Below are 15,561 nucleotides of genomic sequence, written 5' to 3'. Positions count from 1 at the left end.
CCGGATTCCATCACCATGGTTGAACTGTGGGAAACCGTTGCCCATCTCGAAGCCCATTTGCAAACCGCGCATATGAAAGCGTGGAGCGAAGCCGTCAAAGGCGACGTGCTGGAAAGCCATATCCGTATTCTGGAACCGGCGTTGTAATTTTTTGCTTTAAGTTTGAATCAAGCCCGGTTGCGTGATGGACCGGGCTTTTTTGTTTGTTGGGGATAGGTTTGTACCGACAGCGGACATGACTCTTTTGCGACACAGTGACTAATCGAAACAAATCTGCAATGAATCATGTCCAGACGATAAGTGATTAACGATGTTTAGATGATTTTCCTGATAAATTGTTGCTCAGTAATGGTACTGCCCCATTGATCGCCTTCCCATTCTTTCGACAGTTCAAATCCAAATGACTCATACAATCGTCTTGCTGCAGTAAGTTGATTAAACGTCCATAACTGGACTGAAGAGAACTGTTGCTCATCACAAAAACGCATCGCCTCAGCAATGAGTTTTCTTCCCAGTCCACTGCCACGACAACCATCGTCAAGGATAAACCAGCGCAGATGCGCCTCATTACTCCCCAGATCCTCACCGTCAATTGCAACGGAGCCGACTATGCGCTCGTTCACCATTCCTAACCAAATCTTATTGCATGGCCTATCCAGTCGGGCCGAAAAATCAGCAAGACCTGCGGCAACCTTCGCTTCAAAAAAATGGCCAAAGTTGTGCTCTCTGGCGTAATAGCTGCCATGCATTTCAGTAATGCGGCCAATCATGCCTGCATGATAACCGGAGACTATTTTGAAGCTGTTTCGCACTTTGCCTTCGGTATTTTCGCGACAGGCTTTCAACGCGCTGGCGTATGAAGAAATACCCTGTGAAACCGCTTCCTGGGTAAGCGGATCGAGCTTACCGAGTGCTGCTGCGACCCGTTGGTCAGCGTAAGCATTTATGGTCTGAACTGTCTCTCTGCCCTTCCCGGTGAGGCGTAGTAGCTTCGTCCTCGCATCTTCAATGGACGGATTTTCTTCAAGTTCTCCGGCCTCGACAAGTTTAGCGAGCATGCGACTGACGCTGGACTTCTCGAGTCCCAAAATCTGCACCAATTGAGCGGCTGTCATTGACCCATGTGCTTCAACTTCAAGCATGGAGTGAACGGCTGAGGGAGGATAATCCGTTGCGGCCAGATTCTGGTTCATGAAACCGAGTTCTCGCACCATTAAACGTGATGCCGCACGTATGTTTTTTATGGTGTTCCGTTCTGACATCATTAGCGTTACCTTTCAATTATAGTTGTACAATACAACCATTTGCATCGAGAGTTTGTCAATTCCTTATTTCATGTTTGCTTCGCTGATTGCGGTATTAATGGCAGACTTCGGCCTAACCTTATAACCAGACACAACCTATTGATCTAAATAATGTAACACCCAACCCCAGTTACATCCCAAAATGAGAACCTCCTTCCGAGAATTACCCTTGTCGATATCCGGTTATCGCCGTATTCTTCTTTCGCACCTGCAAAATCAGATGCCGGGATTGGCCTCCTGAAAAACCTTAGTGACGACACAATGGCGCATTTCTGTACCTTGTGAAAACCATCACTCACTGGAGGCTGCCACCATGGCGATAACCCTCAATACCGACTGCGATTTACTGACTGTTCCCTTCAATGCCGCGACGGATTTCACCGATCTGGCTGACTGCTGCGATCGCTTTGCTGAAAACCTGATGGAATGTGACGACCCGGCGTACAAAATGGCGCTATTGGGCCGCATGGGTGCCTGTCTGGCGCTGCTGCGTCCGACGCTTAACGAGCCGATCCCGCCGCATTTGATTGCGCGTTTCACCGCCGATACCCTTCCCGATGTGCAATCCTTCTTCGAACCGGATGCGCAGGCGCTGTGCGATTATTGCCAGACGCTGGCGCAGGTGTTGTGCCAGCAGTCGCTGCTGCCTGAATCAGAGAAAACATTGAAGGGATTGCTGTGCGAGCTGGTGTGGATGTTTGCGGCGGATTTAAAAGCGCCTCGTTGGTTGGGCGAAAACGCGGCGCATTGAGAGCCTGTTGCCCGGTGGCGCTTCGCTGACCGGGCCTACAAGATCATTAAATTGTACGATCTGGTAGGCCCGGCAGGCCTGCGCCGCCGGGCATCTCGCAGGCACTTGAAGGGTGGCCCGCGACGTTAAATTCGATTACCATGACTCAACTTACTGTATAAAAAAACAGGCTTATTCCTATGACGCTCGCGTTGACCGCCGAAAAAATTGAAAGAAACCGCTTCACGGGAGCGAAAATTGAACACAGCACGTTTTTTAACTGTGATTTTTCGGGCGCGGACCTTACCGGCACGGAGTTTATCGGCTGTCAGTTTTATGATCGCGAAAGCCAAAAAGGCTGTAATTTCAGCCGCGCTATTTTGAAAGATGAGATTTTCAAAGAGTGTGATTTATCGATGGCGGATTTCAGGAGCGCCAGCGCGCTGGGTATCGAAATTCGTGGTTGTCGCGCTCAGGGCTCAGATTTTCGCGGCACGAGTTTTATGAATATGATCACCACACGCACCTGGTTTTGCAGTGCCTATATCACTAACACTAACCTCAGCTACGCCAATTTTTCGAAGGTTGTGCTGGAAAAGTGCGAGCTTTGGGAAAACCGTTGGGTTGGTACTCAGATCCTGGGCGCGACGTTCAGTGGCTCAGATCTCTCAGGCGGTGAGTTTTCCTCATTCGATTGGCGAGCTGCTAACTTTACGCAGTGCGATCTGACCAACTCAGAATTGGGTGATTTAGATGTGCGAGGCGTTGATTTACAGGGCGTCAAATTAGATAGCCATCAAGTGTCATTGATAATGGATCGTCTTGGGATCGCTATTATCGGTTAACCCGTTCATTTGTCGGGCTGTTGCCCGGTGGCGCTTCGCTTAGCGGACCTACAAAACCAAACACTCTCGCCTGCGCCGCCGGGCAATTTGCAGACATAAAAAAACCGGCGCAATCGCCGGTTTTTGTGTTTCTCACGAAGATCAGACTTCGAGATCGGCCATGTCGCCTTTGTCCTGCAGCCAGTTACGGCGGTCTTCGGAACGTTTTTTGGCGAGCAGCATGTCCATCATCGCATCAGTCTGCTGTTCCGCGTCGTCGTCGATATACAACTGCACCAGACGACGGGTGTTAGGATCGAGCGTCGTTTCGCGCAGCTGGAGTGGGTTCATTTCACCCAGACCTTTAAAGCGCTGCACGTTCGGTTTGCCTTTCTTGCGTTTCAGCTGATCCAGCACGCCTTCTTTTTCCTGCTCGTCGAGCGCGTAGAAAACTTCTTTCCCGAGATCGATACGGTACAGCGGCGGCATAGCAACGTAGACGTGCCCGGCTTTCACCACGTGGCGGAAGTGTTTGACGAACAGCGCGCACAGCAGCGTGGCGATGTGCAGACCATCGGAGTCCGCATCCGCGAGGATACAGATCTTGCCGTAGCGCAGCTGGCTCAGATCGTCGCTGTCCGGATCGATACCGATCGCCACGGAAATGTCGTGCACTTCCTGCGAGGCCAGCACTTCGTCGGACGACACTTCCCAGGTGTTCAGGATCTTACCTTTCAGCGGCATGATCGCCTGATATTCACGGTCACGCGCCTGTTTGGCTGAACCGCCTGCGGAATCCCCTTCGACGAGGAACAGTTCGGTGCGGTTCAAATCCTGCGCGGTACAGTCTGCCAGTTTGCCCGGCAGTGCAGGGCCGCTGGTCAGCTTTTTACGTACCACTTTCTTCGCCGCACGTAAGCGGCGCTGAGCGCTGGAAATCGCCATTTCAGCCAGCATTTCTGCCGCCTGCACGTTCTGGTTCAGCCACAGACTGAAGGCGTCTTTTACTACGCCCGAAACGAAGGCCGCACACTGACGCGATGACAGACGTTCTTTGGTCTGCCCGGCAAACTGCGGATCCTGCATTTTTACCGACAGCACGTACGCGCAGCGATCCCAGATATCTTCCGCTGACAGCTTCACGCCGCGCGGCAGAATATTGCGGTATTCGCAGAACTCACGCATCGCGTCGAGCAGGCCCTGACGCAGACCATTGACGTGCGTACCGCCTTGCATAGTCGGGATTAGGTTGACGTAGCTTTCGGTCAGCAGTTCGCCGCCTTCCGGCAGCCAAAGCAGCGCCCAGTCTACGGCTTCGGTGTCACCGGCAAAGCTGCCGACGAACGGTTTTTCCGGCAACAGTGGCAGGCCGTTAACGGCTTCACACAGATAGTCGTTCAGACCGTCGGCGTAGCACCAGGTCTGCTCGCTGTTGTTCACTTTGTCTTTAAAGACGATTTCAACGCCCGGGCAAAGCACCGCTTTCGCTTTCAGCAAGTGCGACAGGCGAGAAACGGAGAAACGTGGGCTGTCGAAGAAACTGCCGTCTGGCCAGAAATGCACGCTGGTGCCGGTGTTGCGTTTACCGACTGTGCCAGTGACGTGCAGATCTTCCACTTTGTCGCCATTTTCGAAGGCGATAGTGTAAATCTGACCGTCGCGGCGCACGTTCACTTCTACACGAGTAGAAAGGGCATTCACGACCGAAATCCCTACGCCATGCAGGCCGCCAGAAAATTGGTAGTTTTTGTTGGAGAATTTACCGCCTGCGTGCAGACGGCAAAGGATCAGTTCGACCGCCGGGACACCCTCTTCCGGGTGAATATCGACAGGCATACCGCGGCCATCATCGATAACTTCCAGCGATTGATCGGCATGTAAGATAACTTCCACGCGCTTAGCGTGGCCCGCCAGTGCTTCATCCACGCTGTTATCAATAACTTCCTGACCCAAATGGTTAGGACGCGTGGTGTCGGTGTACATTCCCGGGCGGCGGCGAACCGGCTCAAGCCCAGTGAGTACCTCAATGGCATCAGCATTATAAGAAGATTGCGTCATGGTATGTTCACGAGTTGTTAGGGCTGATTAACGCAGACCCAGAAAATCGATAATCTGTGTGAAATGATCTTCAAAGCCGATAAATGCATGATTACCGCCCTCCTCGACCGTTTGACGGCAGGCAGCGAAGTAGTCCACAGCCTGTCGATAATCGAGCACTTCGTCGCCCGTTTGCTGGAGCAACCAGAGCAAGTCCGGCGCTTCGAGCGGGTCGATTTGCATCACTTTCAGATCGTAAATATGGCGTGACTCTAGCACATATTGCTCCCCGGTGTAGGGATTCTCATTATGTCCCAGATAGCCTGCGAGCAGCTCAAATGGACGCACCGCCGGGTTGACGACCACGGCAGGCAACATGAAGCATTGTGACAGCCAGGTGGCGTAATAACCGCCTAACGAGGAGCCTACAATGCCCAACGGCGCACCACCATGTTGCAGAACAAGTTTTTCTAATAATTCAGCGGCTTCCGCTGGAAACGCAGGCAGTTGTGGCACCACCATCTCGATATGCGGATGATTTTCGGCAAGCCACGATTTCATCGCCGTCGCTTTGGCTGAGCGCGGTGAGCTGTTAAATCCATGGAGGTAAAGAAGCGTAGACATCAATATCCTTCTGAAGCCGTGTCCGGGCGGAATTGCGTGCCATCCAGGCGGCAAACTTCGGTGGTTAACGTGCCGTCTGCATGCAATTCCAGCCAGCGCCAACCGGGGGCGACAGTATCAAGTGTAAAATTCGCGCAGTGCGGTTTGAACTGCACGCAGGTGGACGGCGTCGCCATCATGCGGCGTCCGTTCCAGTCCACATCCATCTCTTGATGAATATGGCCGCAGAGCAAATGTTTCACTCGCGGGAAGCGCATTAATACGCGATCCAACGCGCCAGCGTTACGCAGGCTGTGCTGATCAAGCCAGCTACATCCTGACGGCATCGGATGGTGATGCAGCAGCAAAAGCGTTGAGCGCTCTGGGGATTCGGTCAGGCGTTTTTCCAACCATTCAAGCTGAAATTCGCTTAATTCACCGTGTGGCACACCAAAAACCTGGCTGTCGAGCATCAGAATTTGCCAGTGATCACCGGCAAAAACATGTTTTGCTGGCGAAATCCCCGCATCCTGCAACGCGCTGTACATGGCAGGTTGAAAATCGTGGTTACCGGGCAACCAGACGCAGGGCGCAGCAAACCCCGCGATGCCTTCCGCAAAGTGCTGGTAGGCCGCAGAGGAGTGATCCTGTGCTAAATCCCCGGTGGCGACGACGAGATCGCAATCACGCTGCGAGGTGCGGTGGATAGCCGCAAGGATCGCCTGGTAGCTATCCCAGGTGTTCACCCCTAACAACGTTTCGTGTTTTTCAGCAAACAGGTGAGTATCTGTAATTTGTAAAACTCTGAACCTGGCCTCACCAGCCAGAGAGAGATTTAACAGGCTTTCCAAATGGTGTCCTTTGGTTTCACGACGCTAACAAACCGGAATCGCCATCGCTCCATGTGCTAAACAATACCTCAGCCAATCGGCCAAAAACTGGTTAATTTGATGCTTTTCGTCGCGTTGATGCAACTTTTTATTCGGATAATCATACCGCGCTTTGAAGCGAAAAATCTGCTGACTCGAACACACTTCAGCCACCATCGCGTCATGGTAAAGGCGCACCGACATTGACGGCAGGCTCCAGTAGCTGACGGCGGGCACCGTCTGTTCGATTTCCACCAACGTAGTGTAGCGGGTGGATTCACGGATGGTTAACCGGTATTGCGCATTGGCCACCTGATAACTCACCGTTTCGCCAGGCGCATCTGTTTGAGGCAGCAGGCGGCGCAGCTGTGCGAAATTGGTTTCGCACAGGCGCATCATTTCAGGGAAGTCAGGTGTATAGCGCTTCATTTTGTCCACTCGTCTCGTAAAGCCAGATGATGCAATTGCAGCCATTGCAGGGCGATGACAGAGGCTGCGTTATCAATTTTTCCCTCTTCTACCCATTGGTAAGCCTGCTCCCTGCTTACCACATGAACCCGAATATCTTCGTTTTCATCTGCCAGACCGTGAATGCCTTGCGCGGTTGCGGCGTCCACTTCGCCCACAAAGATGGTAGAACGCTCACTGGCACCACCAGGGCTTGCCAGATAGCTCAACACATTTTTAGTACGTTTGACCTCAAGACCCGCTTCTTCAACCGCTTCCCGGCGAGCCACGTCTTCCGGGGTTTCGCCCTCTTCGATCATGCCAGCAACCATTTCGAGCAACCACGGGCTTTCGCTGGTATCAAACGCAGCGATGCGAATCTGTTCGATCAGTACCACTTCATCACGCACTGGGTCAAAGGGTAGCAAGACTGCAGCGTGCCCGCGCTCAAAAATTTCGCGCGTAATGTCTCCACTCATTTCACCATTGAACAAACGGTGACGAAACCGATACAAATCAATTGAAAAAAAACCGCTGTATCGCGTATCCCGTGCAATAATTTCTACATCGTTTTTGCCGTGCGTGACGACAGATTCATTTTTTAGGGTCATCGTCGATGTCCTGTCAGTAAAGTGGTGGCGAAATCAGGGATTTCGGCTCGCTATTGGCTTCTGTTTTACTTTTGCTGTGGTAGATTGGTGCAAATTAACGCCAGATGGCACGATACGCCAACTTTTTACGCGACCGGACTCTGATACAATCGACGCATCTTTTTGAATTAGATCAGCGCTAAATGCTTCACAACAAGGAATGCAAATGAAGAAATTGCTCCCCATCCTTATCGGCTTGAGCCTGACGGGCTTCAGCGTAGTAAGCCATGCGGAAAACCTGTTGCAGGTTTATCAGCAGGCACGTTTGAGCAACCCGGACCTGCGTAAGTCCGCGGCCGATCGCGATGCTGCATTCGAGAAAATTAACGAAGCACGCAGCCCGTTATTACCGCAGCTCGGTTTAGGTGCAGATTACACCTACACCAACGGCTTTAAAGATAATGACGGTATTAATACTAACGCAACCAGTGCTGCACTGACATTGACGCAGACCATCTTCGATATGTCGAAATGGCGCGCACTGACGCTGCAAGAAAAAACCGCCGGTATCCAGGATGTCACGTATCAGACTGACCAGCAGACGCTGATCCTGAACACCGCGACCGCTTATTTCAACGTACTGAGCGCGATCGACTCGCTCTCTTACACCGAAGCGCAGAAACAAGCGATTTACCGTCAGTTAGACCAGACGACTCAGCGTTTTAACGTGGGCCTGGTGGCTATCACTGACGTGCAGAACGCCCGTTCACAGTACGATACCGTGCTGGCGAATGAAGTCACTGCCCGCAACAATCTCGACAATGCGGTTGAACAGCTGCGTCAGGTGACGGGTAATTACTACCCTGAACTCTCTTCGCTAAACGTCGGCAACTTTAAAACCGACAAGCCACAGCCGGTGAATTCGCTGCTGAAAGAAGCGGAAAGCCGTAACCTGGCCTTGTTGCAGGCTCGTCTGAGCCAGGACCTGGCACGTGAGCAGATCCGCTATGCGGAAACGGGCCACATGCCAACCGTTGGCCTGACGGCGTCCACTGGTGTTTCCGACACCAAATACGACGGCAGCAACGCGACCAGCAGCCAGTATACCGATCGCAATATCGGTCAGAATCAGATTGGCCTGAACTTCAATCTGCCGCTGTACAGCGGTGGCTCTGTGACTTCACAGGTGAAACAGGCGCAGTACAATTTCGTGGGTGCCAGCGAGCAGCTTGAAAGCGCGCACCGCAACGCGGTTCAGACCGTGCGTTCTTCCTTTAATAACATCAATGCCTCCATCAGCAGCATCAACGCCTACAAACAGGCCGTTGTTTCTGCGCAAAGCTCTTTAGATGCGATGGAAGCGGGCTACCAGGTCGGTACTCGTACCATCGTTGATGTGTTGGATGCAACCACCACGCTGTATAACGCGAAGCAGCAGCTTTCCAGCGCACGTTACAGCTACCTGATTAACCAGCTGAACATCAAGTCCGCGTTGGGTACGCTCAACGAAAACGATCTGTTGGCGTTGAATGGCACGCTCGGTAAAGCCGTTTCTACCTCACCAGAAACCGTTGCACCGGAAAACAGCCAGCAAGACGCCAATGCTGATGGTTACAATGGCAACAGCGCAAGCACCGCTCCGGCGGCACAGCCTGCCGCTCAGCGTTCCAGCAGCAGCCAGGGCTCTAACCCGTTCAAAAACTGATTCGGGCAACCCCGGCGACATCGCTCGCCGGGGTTAAATCACTTCTCCCCGCGTTCCCGCAAAAATAAACGTAAGGCAACGTAAAGATCCCCCTCTGCAGTCTCTCATCGCTTCAATTTCAACCACTCATCCTCTATCCTGAGCGCTACCACTGGGTCCAGGATGAAAAATAATGAAACGGACAAAAACAATTAATCACGCTTCGTTCCGCAAGAACTGGGGCGCACGCCACCTGACGCCTGTCGCGCTGGCGATCACCGCCGTCTTTATGCTCGCGGGCTGTGAAAAAACAGACGAAACGGTGTCGATGTATCAAAACGCCGATGACTGCTCGAGCGCGAACCCGGGCAAAAGCGCCGAATGTACCGCGTCCTACAACAATGCGCTGAAAGAAGCCGAACGCACCGCGCCGAAATACGCCAGCCGTGAAGATTGCATCGCGGAATTTGGTGAAGGCCAGTGTCAGCAGGCACCTGCTCAGGCAGGCATGGCACCGGAAAGCCAGGCGCAGGCACAAAGCAGCGGCAGCTTCTGGATGCCACTTATGGCGGGTTACATGATGGGCCGTATGATGAGCGGCGGCATGCAGCAGCAGCCACTGTTCAGCTCTAAAAACCCAAGAAGCCCGGCCTACGGTCAATACACCGACGCCAGCGGCAAAGGTTATGGTGCAGCGCAATCGGGCCGTACCATGAACGTGCCGAAAACTGCGATGGCACCGAAACCGGCGACCACCAGCACCGTGACACGCGGCGGCTTTGGTGAGTCCGTGGCGAAACAGTCCAGCATGTCGCGCAGTGCCGCAGGCACGTCCACGCGTTCAATGGGCGGCTAATTGCCATGGAAAGAGTCAGCATTGTCGAACGTCCGGACTGGCGCGAAAAAGCCACCGAATATGGCTTCAACTTTCACACTATGTATGGCGAGCCGTACTGGTGTGAAGATGCGTATTACCAACTGACCCTCGAACAGGTCGAAAAACTGGAAGACGTCACCGCTGAACTGCACCAGATGTGCCTGAAAGTGGTGGAGCGCGTCGTCGCCAGCGATGTGCTGTTGGCGAAATTCCGCATCCCGAAACATACCTGGAGCTTTGTGCGTCAGTCATGGCAAACGCAGCAGCCGTCGCTCTATTCCCGCCTCGATTTAGCGTGGGATGGCAAAGGTGAACCGAAGCTTCTGGAAAATAACGCCGACACGCCGACCTCGTTGTATGAAGCCGCATTCTTCCAGTGGATCTGGCTGGAAGATCAGCAGAATGCCGGAAACCTTCCCGCAGGCAGCGATCAGTTCAACAGCTTGCAGGAAAAGCTGATTGAGCGCTTCGCCGAACTGCGTGAACAGCACGGTTTCGGTCTGCTGCATTTCGCCTGCTGTCGTGACAGCACCGAAGACAGAGGCACAGTCCAGTATTTACAAGACTGCGCCAACGAAGCAGGCGTGGCGAGCGAGTTTCTGTTTATCGAAGATATCGGACTCGGCGAAAAAGGTCAGTTCACTGACGTGCAGGATCAGGTCATCGGCAATCTGTTCAAGCTCTATCCGTGGGAATTCATGCTTCGCGAGATGTTCTCCACCAAACTGGAAGATGCTGGCGTGCGCTGGCTGGAACCGGCGTGGAAAAGCATTATCTCCAACAAAGCGCTGCTGCCGATGCTGTGGGAAATGTTCCCGGATCACCCGAACTTGTTGCCTGCGTATTTCGCCGAAGACAACTACCCGCCGATGGACAAATACGTCATCAAGCCGATTTTCTCCCGTGAAGGCGCTAACGTGTCGATTGTCGAAAACGGCAAAGTGCTGGAAGCGGTTGAAGGGCCGTACGGTGAAGAAGGGATGATTGTTCAGCAGTTCTATGAACTGCCGAAATTTGGCGACAGCTATACACTGATTGGCAGCTGGCTTATCAACGATCAGCCTGCCGGGATCGGTATTCGTGAAGATCGGGCGTTGATCACTCAGGATCTGTCCCGTTTCTATCCGCATGTTTTTGTCGGATAAACTCGGCGAATAAAGCTCGTTTCAAACGCAATAAAGGCCCGGTCAGCACACATGTGCCACCGGGCTTTTTGTATCAACCAATCTGTACCGAAAGCATACTTAAACTGCCCATTTCAACGCCGTCTGTCGGCAACGTGATTGGCTCTTTGCCATCCCACGCGCCCAATACATACAGCAGGGGCAGATAGTGGTCTGCGGTTGGGCTCGATAACGCCCCACCTTCGTGATCGAGATAATTCACCAGCGGGTGTTCTTCGGTCGGACCTTGCCAGCGAAGATTATCTTTCACAAATTCATTGAACGATGTCGCCCACGGATATGGCGTGTTTTCGCCATGCCAGCGTGCTGTTCGCAGGTTGTGCACCACGTTTCCGCTCGCCACCAGCATAATGCCTTCTTCACGCAACGCAGCCAGTTTACGACCCATTTCCATGTGCCAGGCTGGCGGTTTTGTGCTGTCGATGCTGAGCTGCACCATCGGGATGTCTGCATCCGGATACATTTTGATCAGCACGCCCCAGGAGCCGTGGTCAAAACCCCAGGCTTCTTTGTCGAGGGCGACGGGCACCGGAGCCAGCAGATCAACCAAACGCTGCGCCAGTTCAGGCGAACCGGGAGCCGGATAATGCGTGTCGTACAGTGCCTGTGGAAACCCACCAAAATCATGAATGGTTTTTGGCGCTTCCATCGCCGTGACGCCTGTTCCGCGAGTAAACCAGTGTGCGGAAATCGCCACAATCGCCTTCGGACGCGGCAGCGTTTCGCCGAGCTGCCGCCAGGCGCGGGTGTAGACGTTATCTTCCAGCACGTTCATCGGGCTACCGTGACCTAAAAACAGCGCTGGCATACGGGAAGAAGACATGGTGATATCCTTACAGGAACAGTCGATTTGATGGGTCTACATTACGCGTTTTCGACCAGGGAAGAACTCAGATAACGGTGATGGAGATCATCAGGAAATTTGAATGTAAGGACAGGTAAAAGCGCCGTCTTCCCTCTCGCTTTTGGGGACATTGGCCTTTACCATAAATGATAATGATTATCATAAAGGAGTTTTCATGTCAGTACCTTTGCTCCTGACCTTGCTTGCCGGTGGCGCTACCTTCATTGGGGCTATCCTCGGCGTTATTGGCCAGAAACCGTCTAACCGGGTACTCGCCTTTTCCCTCGGCTTTGCTGCGGGGATCATGCTGCTTATCTCGTTGATGGAAATGCTGCCCGCCGCACTTGGCACGCAGGGCATGTCTCCCTTACTCGGCTATGGCATGTTTGTGGTGGGCCTGTTGGGCTATTTCGGCCTCGACCGAATGCTGCCGCACGCTCACCCACAAGATTTGATGCAGGGCGATAAAGCGGTGATGCCGCGCAATTTACGCCGCACCGCTATTCTGCTGACGCTCGGTATCAGTTTGCATAACTTCCCGGAAGGGGTAGCGACGTATGTCACCGCCAGCAGTAATCTGGAATTGGGTTTTGGTATTGCGCTGGCCGTGGCGTTACACAATATTCCTGAAGGTCTGGCTGTTGCAGGGCCGGTTTATGCCGCAACGGGATCCAAACGCAAAGCGATATTCTGGGCAGGGATTTCCGGAATGGCCGAAATTCTCGGCGGGGTGCTGGCGTGGCTGATCCTCGGATCGCTGGTGTCGCCTGTGGTGATGGCCGCGATCATGGCTGCTGTCGCCGGGATTATGGTGGCGTTGTCGGTGGATGAGCTGATGCCGCTGGCGAAAGAAATCGACCCGCATAACAATCCTAGCTACGGTGTATTGTGCGGGATGTCGGTGATGGGGCTGAGTCTGGTTCTGCTTCAATCAATGGGTTTCGCATAGCAAAACGCCGGGATAATCCCGGCGTTATTCATGTCAGCTCAGCAAAACTTAGCTGGCTTTACGTTCGTGCTTTTGGCGGTATTCCACCAGATCTTCAATGGTCACCACTGGCATGTTGTGCTCGGCGGCAAACTTGATGCATTCCGGCGCACGCGCCATGGTGCCATCGTCATTGGTCAGTTCACACAGCACACCCGCAGGTTTGAAGCCCGCCAGCGTCACCAAATCAAGCGTCGCTTCGGTATGACCGCCGCGAGTCAGCACGCCACCCGCCTGCGCACGCAGTGGGAAAACGTGGCCCGGACGATGCAGGTCAGAAGGTTTAGCGCCGTCGGCAATCGCCGCACGCACGGTAGTTACGCGATCAGCGGCAGAAACACCAGTAGTTACGCCATGCGCGGCTTCGATAGTCACGGTAAAACCGGTGCCGAAGGCGCTGGTGTTGTTATCGACCATCATCGGCAGATCGAGTTGTTTGCGGCGCTCTTCGTTGATGCACAGGCACACAATGCCGCTGCCGTGGCGAATGGTCAGCGCCATCTGCTTAACGGTCATGGTTTCGGCGGCAAAGATCATGTCGCCTTCGTTTTCGCGGTTTTCGTCGTCGAGCACCATCACACCGCGGCCTTCGCGCAGCGCGGATAACGCGTGTTCAACGCGCTCAATGGCAGTACCAAAAGAGGAAAGTAGCGTCTGATTCATGGTAAAAGACCTCAATAAAATTATGGTTACCAGAATCAGGGCAGTCTTAGGAGCGCCGGCAAAGCGGCAAAAAAATAACGTGAGCGGGCCGTGCCCGTAGATCGTCACTCTCTCCCATCCGGACTCTAACCGTCGGCCCCGGAATTACACCGGATCTGCTGACCTTCAAACTGACGTCTGAAGCGCTCGCGGGCTTTCAACATACGTTGATTTACCGCCGGTGGGGAATTTCGCCCCGCCCTGAGAATAATCGGGATAACTATAACGCTAATGATTATTGGCGGCAATGCATAAGCTTCAAACATTTCTGGTTTATAGCTCAGGCTATAGGCACTACAATAATCAGCAAAACCGACAAGACTCAGGGAAACCGTAATGATTGATCCGAAAAAAATTGAACAGATCGCCCGCCAGGTTCACGAGTCCATGCCGAAAGGCCTGCGTGACTTTGGTGATGACGTAGAGAAGAAAATCCGTCAGGTGCTGCAATCTCAGCTGACGCGTTTGGATCTGGTTAGCCGTGAAGAGTTCGACGTGCAGACTCAGGTATTGCTGCGTACGCGTGAAAAGCTCGCCCTGCTTGAGCAGCGTCTTAGCGATCTGGAAAACCGTTCTACCGCCGCAACATCCGCTCCGGCGATCCCACCGGTAGACGATCAGGCCTGATTACGCTGTGCATTGCCGGGTGGCGGCTATCGCCTTACCCGGCCTTGTATTATCCCTTCCGTGCAGAGAGAACCGGCCAGTTCTCTCTGCCATGCAGTCCGGATGCCGTACCCGGCCTTAGATCCCCGAATCTGTGTCGTAGATAATTTGCACCGGACTGCGCTTCTCCACATCTGATAAACCGAACAGTATCATGGACCGGTTACCCCGGTACCCCGCATTTGCAAGGATGGTTACAAGATGGAACATGAACTTTATTTTATCGGCATTGATGTCGCCAAAGCTAAACTCGATGTCGACCTGTTGCGCCCTGATGGCCGTCACCGCAGCAAAAAATTCCCCAACACCACTAAAGGCCATGATGAACTGGTCAACTGGCTGCACAGCCATCAGGTTATGCACGCCCATGTCTGTATGGAAGCCACCGGAACGTACATGGAGGACGCCGCCGCGCACCTCAGCGATGCCGGGTATCAGGTCTCCATCATCAACCCGATGCTCAGCAAGGCCTTCGTCCAGAGTCAGGGTATCCGCAGCAAAACCGACGCTGTGGATGCGCGGCAGCTGGCGTATTTTTGCCGGGAGAAACGCCCGGCACTATGGGAAGCCCCCCATCCGCTGGAGCGCGCCCTGCGGGCCCTGGTGCTGCGTCATCAGGCCCTGACGGAGATGCGGGTGCAGGAGAAAAACCGGCAGGAATGTGCGCGGGACGTGCAACTGCCGAGTATCGACATGCACCTGCTGTGGCTGGAAACCGAACTGAAACGCCTGGAAAAACAGATACAGGACCTGACGGATGATGACCCGGACATGAAGCACCGACGCAAACTGCTGGACAGTATCCCGGGTATCGGGCCGAAAACGTCTGCGGTGCTGCTGGCATATGTAGGGCTGAAGGAGCGGTTCGGAGAGGCCCGGCAGTTCGCGGCGTTCGCGGGGCTGACGCCGAAACAGCATGAGTCGGGAAGCAGTATCAGGCGGGTAAGCAGGATGAGTAAGATGGGCCACGTGTCACTGCGCCGGGCGCTGTACATGCCGGCAATGGTGGCGCTGTACAAAACAGACTGGGGGCGGGTGTTCAGGGAAAGACTGGAGAAAAACGGGAAGAGCGCGAAGCTGATAATCGGGGCAATGATGCGCAAACTGGCGCAGGTGGCGTACGGCGTCCTGAAATCAGGACAGCCGTTCGATGCCACTCTGCATATGGAAAATGCTTGCGTGGCATAACAGTATCTACGACAGCCATCAGCA

Annotated in this window: 17 protein-coding genes and 1 riboswitch; of the genes, 9 read left to right on the top strand and 8 right to left on the bottom strand. The window is 53.7% G+C overall.

All coding sequences use genetic code 11. The features are described from left to right. A partial coding sequence (locus VH187_RS06835; RefSeq protein WP_329699618.1) for a putative quinol monooxygenase occupies positions 1–147 on the top strand: 147 nt, incomplete at its 5' end. A 167-nt stretch (positions 148–314) separates the two neighbouring features. Here VH187_RS06835 and VH187_RS06830 read toward each other — a convergent pair. Then, positions 315–1,265, bottom strand: coding sequence for a bifunctional helix-turn-helix transcriptional regulator/GNAT family N-acetyltransferase (locus VH187_RS06830; RefSeq protein WP_329700725.1), 951 nt, complete (start codon positions 1,263–1,265; stop codon positions 315–317). Between the two features lie 352 nt (positions 1,266–1,617). On the opposite strand from VH187_RS06830, the gene VH187_RS06825 reads away from it, so the two are divergent. Together VH187_RS06825 and VH187_RS06820 are read left to right on the top strand one after the other, a co-directional pair. After that, the gene (locus tag VH187_RS06825) at positions 1,618–2,055 is read left to right on the top strand and encodes a hypothetical protein (RefSeq protein ID WP_329700727.1); all 438 of its coding nucleotides are present in this window, start codon (positions 1,618–1,620) and stop codon (positions 2,053–2,055) included. Positions 2,056–2,234: 179 nt separating this feature from the next. Beyond that, a complete protein-coding gene (locus VH187_RS06820) occupies positions 2,235–2,879 on the top strand; it encodes a Qnr family pentapeptide repeat protein (protein ID WP_329700724.1) in 645 nt (214 codons plus the stop codon). A 141-nt stretch (positions 2,880–3,020) separates the two neighbouring features. Here the strand turns inward: VH187_RS06820 and parE are convergent, their stop codons facing one another. The 5 genes from parE to nudF are packed head-to-tail and all read right to left on the bottom strand — an operon-like array spanning position 3,021 to position 7,425. Further along, entirely contained in the window at positions 3,021–4,916 is a 1,896-nt protein-coding gene (parE, locus tag VH187_RS06815) for a DNA topoisomerase IV subunit B (protein ID WP_329700723.1), read from the bottom strand. Positions 4,917–4,943: 27 nt separating this feature from the next. Next, positions 4,944–5,519: an esterase YqiA gene (gene yqiA / locus VH187_RS06810; RefSeq protein ID WP_329700722.1), complete on the bottom strand. Its 576-nt coding sequence runs from the start codon at positions 5,517–5,519 to the stop codon at positions 4,944–4,946. Next, a complete protein-coding gene (gene cpdA / locus VH187_RS06805; protein WP_329700721.1) occupies positions 5,519–6,349 on the bottom strand; it encodes a 3',5'-cyclic-AMP phosphodiesterase in 831 nt (276 codons plus the stop codon). Before cpdA ends, yqiA begins: the two co-directional genes overlap by 1 nt. Before the next feature lie 24 nt (positions 6,350–6,373). Further along, positions 6,374–6,796 (bottom strand): DUF1249 family protein, encoded by a 423-nt coding sequence (locus VH187_RS06800; protein WP_329700720.1) that lies wholly within the window; start codon positions 6,794–6,796, stop codon positions 6,374–6,376. After that, positions 6,793–7,425, bottom strand: coding sequence for an ADP-ribose diphosphatase (gene nudF / locus VH187_RS06795; protein ID WP_329700719.1), 633 nt, complete (start codon positions 7,423–7,425; stop codon positions 6,793–6,795). Before nudF ends, VH187_RS06800 begins: the two co-directional genes overlap by 4 nt. A 205-nt stretch (positions 7,426–7,630) precedes the next feature. Here nudF and tolC point away from each other — a divergent pair, with 205 nt between their 5' ends. The 3 genes from tolC (at position 7,631) to VH187_RS06780 (ending at position 11,110) form a co-directional block, all read left to right on the top strand. Beyond that, positions 7,631–9,109, top strand: coding sequence for an outer membrane channel protein TolC (tolC, locus tag VH187_RS06790; protein ID WP_329700718.1), 1,479 nt, complete (start codon positions 7,631–7,633; stop codon positions 9,107–9,109). 172 nt (positions 9,110–9,281) lie between these two features. Next, positions 9,282–9,944 carry a DUF1190 family protein gene (locus VH187_RS06785; RefSeq protein WP_329700717.1) on the top strand — a complete coding sequence of 221 codons (663 nt, stop codon included), beginning with the start codon at positions 9,282–9,284 and terminating at the stop codon, positions 9,942–9,944. A gap of 5 nt (positions 9,945–9,949) precedes the next feature. Further along, positions 9,950–11,110, top strand: a complete 1,161-nt coding sequence (locus VH187_RS06780; protein WP_329700716.1) for a glutathionylspermidine synthase family protein — start codon at positions 9,950–9,952, stop codon at positions 11,108–11,110. 73 nt (positions 11,111–11,183) lie between these two features. Here the strand turns inward: VH187_RS06780 and ygiD are convergent, their stop codons facing one another. Beyond that, a complete protein-coding gene (gene ygiD, locus VH187_RS06775) occupies positions 11,184–11,972 on the bottom strand; it encodes a 4,5-DOPA-extradiol-dioxygenase (protein WP_329700715.1) in 789 nt (262 codons plus the stop codon). Between the two features lie 196 nt (positions 11,973–12,168). Here ygiD and zupT point away from each other — a divergent pair, with 196 nt between their 5' ends. Further along, positions 12,169–12,942, top strand: coding sequence for a zinc transporter ZupT (gene zupT / locus VH187_RS06770; RefSeq protein WP_329700714.1), 774 nt, complete (start codon positions 12,169–12,171; stop codon positions 12,940–12,942). 48 nt (positions 12,943–12,990) lie between these two features. Here zupT and ribB read toward each other — a convergent pair whose 3' ends face one another. Next, positions 12,991–13,644 carry a 3,4-dihydroxy-2-butanone-4-phosphate synthase gene (ribB, locus tag VH187_RS06765; protein WP_329700713.1) on the bottom strand — a complete coding sequence of 218 codons (654 nt, stop codon included), beginning with the start codon at positions 13,642–13,644 and terminating at the stop codon, positions 12,991–12,993. Positions 13,645–13,746: 102 nt separating this feature from the next. Beyond that, a riboswitch (FMN riboswitch) is annotated at positions 13,747–13,896 on the bottom strand. A 123-nt stretch (positions 13,897–14,019) separates the two neighbouring features. Between ribB and ubiK the strand changes: the two genes are divergently transcribed. Both ubiK and VH187_RS06755 read left to right on the top strand, forming a co-directional pair. Continuing rightward, complete coding sequence (ubiK, locus tag VH187_RS06760) at positions 14,020–14,310, top strand: ubiquinone biosynthesis accessory factor UbiK (RefSeq protein WP_329700712.1); 291 nt, start codon at positions 14,020–14,022, stop codon at positions 14,308–14,310. A 240-nt stretch (positions 14,311–14,550) separates the two neighbouring features. Next, positions 14,551–15,537 carry an IS110 family RNA-guided transposase gene (locus tag VH187_RS06755; protein WP_329700711.1) on the top strand — a complete coding sequence of 329 codons (987 nt, stop codon included), beginning with the start codon at positions 14,551–14,553 and terminating at the stop codon, positions 15,535–15,537. Positions 15,538–15,561: the final 24 nt, after the last annotated feature.

The sequence above is a fragment of the Scandinavium sp. genome (genome assembly GCF_036271055.1).
Lineage (GTDB): Bacteria > Pseudomonadota > Gammaproteobacteria > Enterobacterales > Enterobacteriaceae > Scandinavium.
This window is presented reverse-complemented; position numbering and strand designations above follow the sequence as displayed.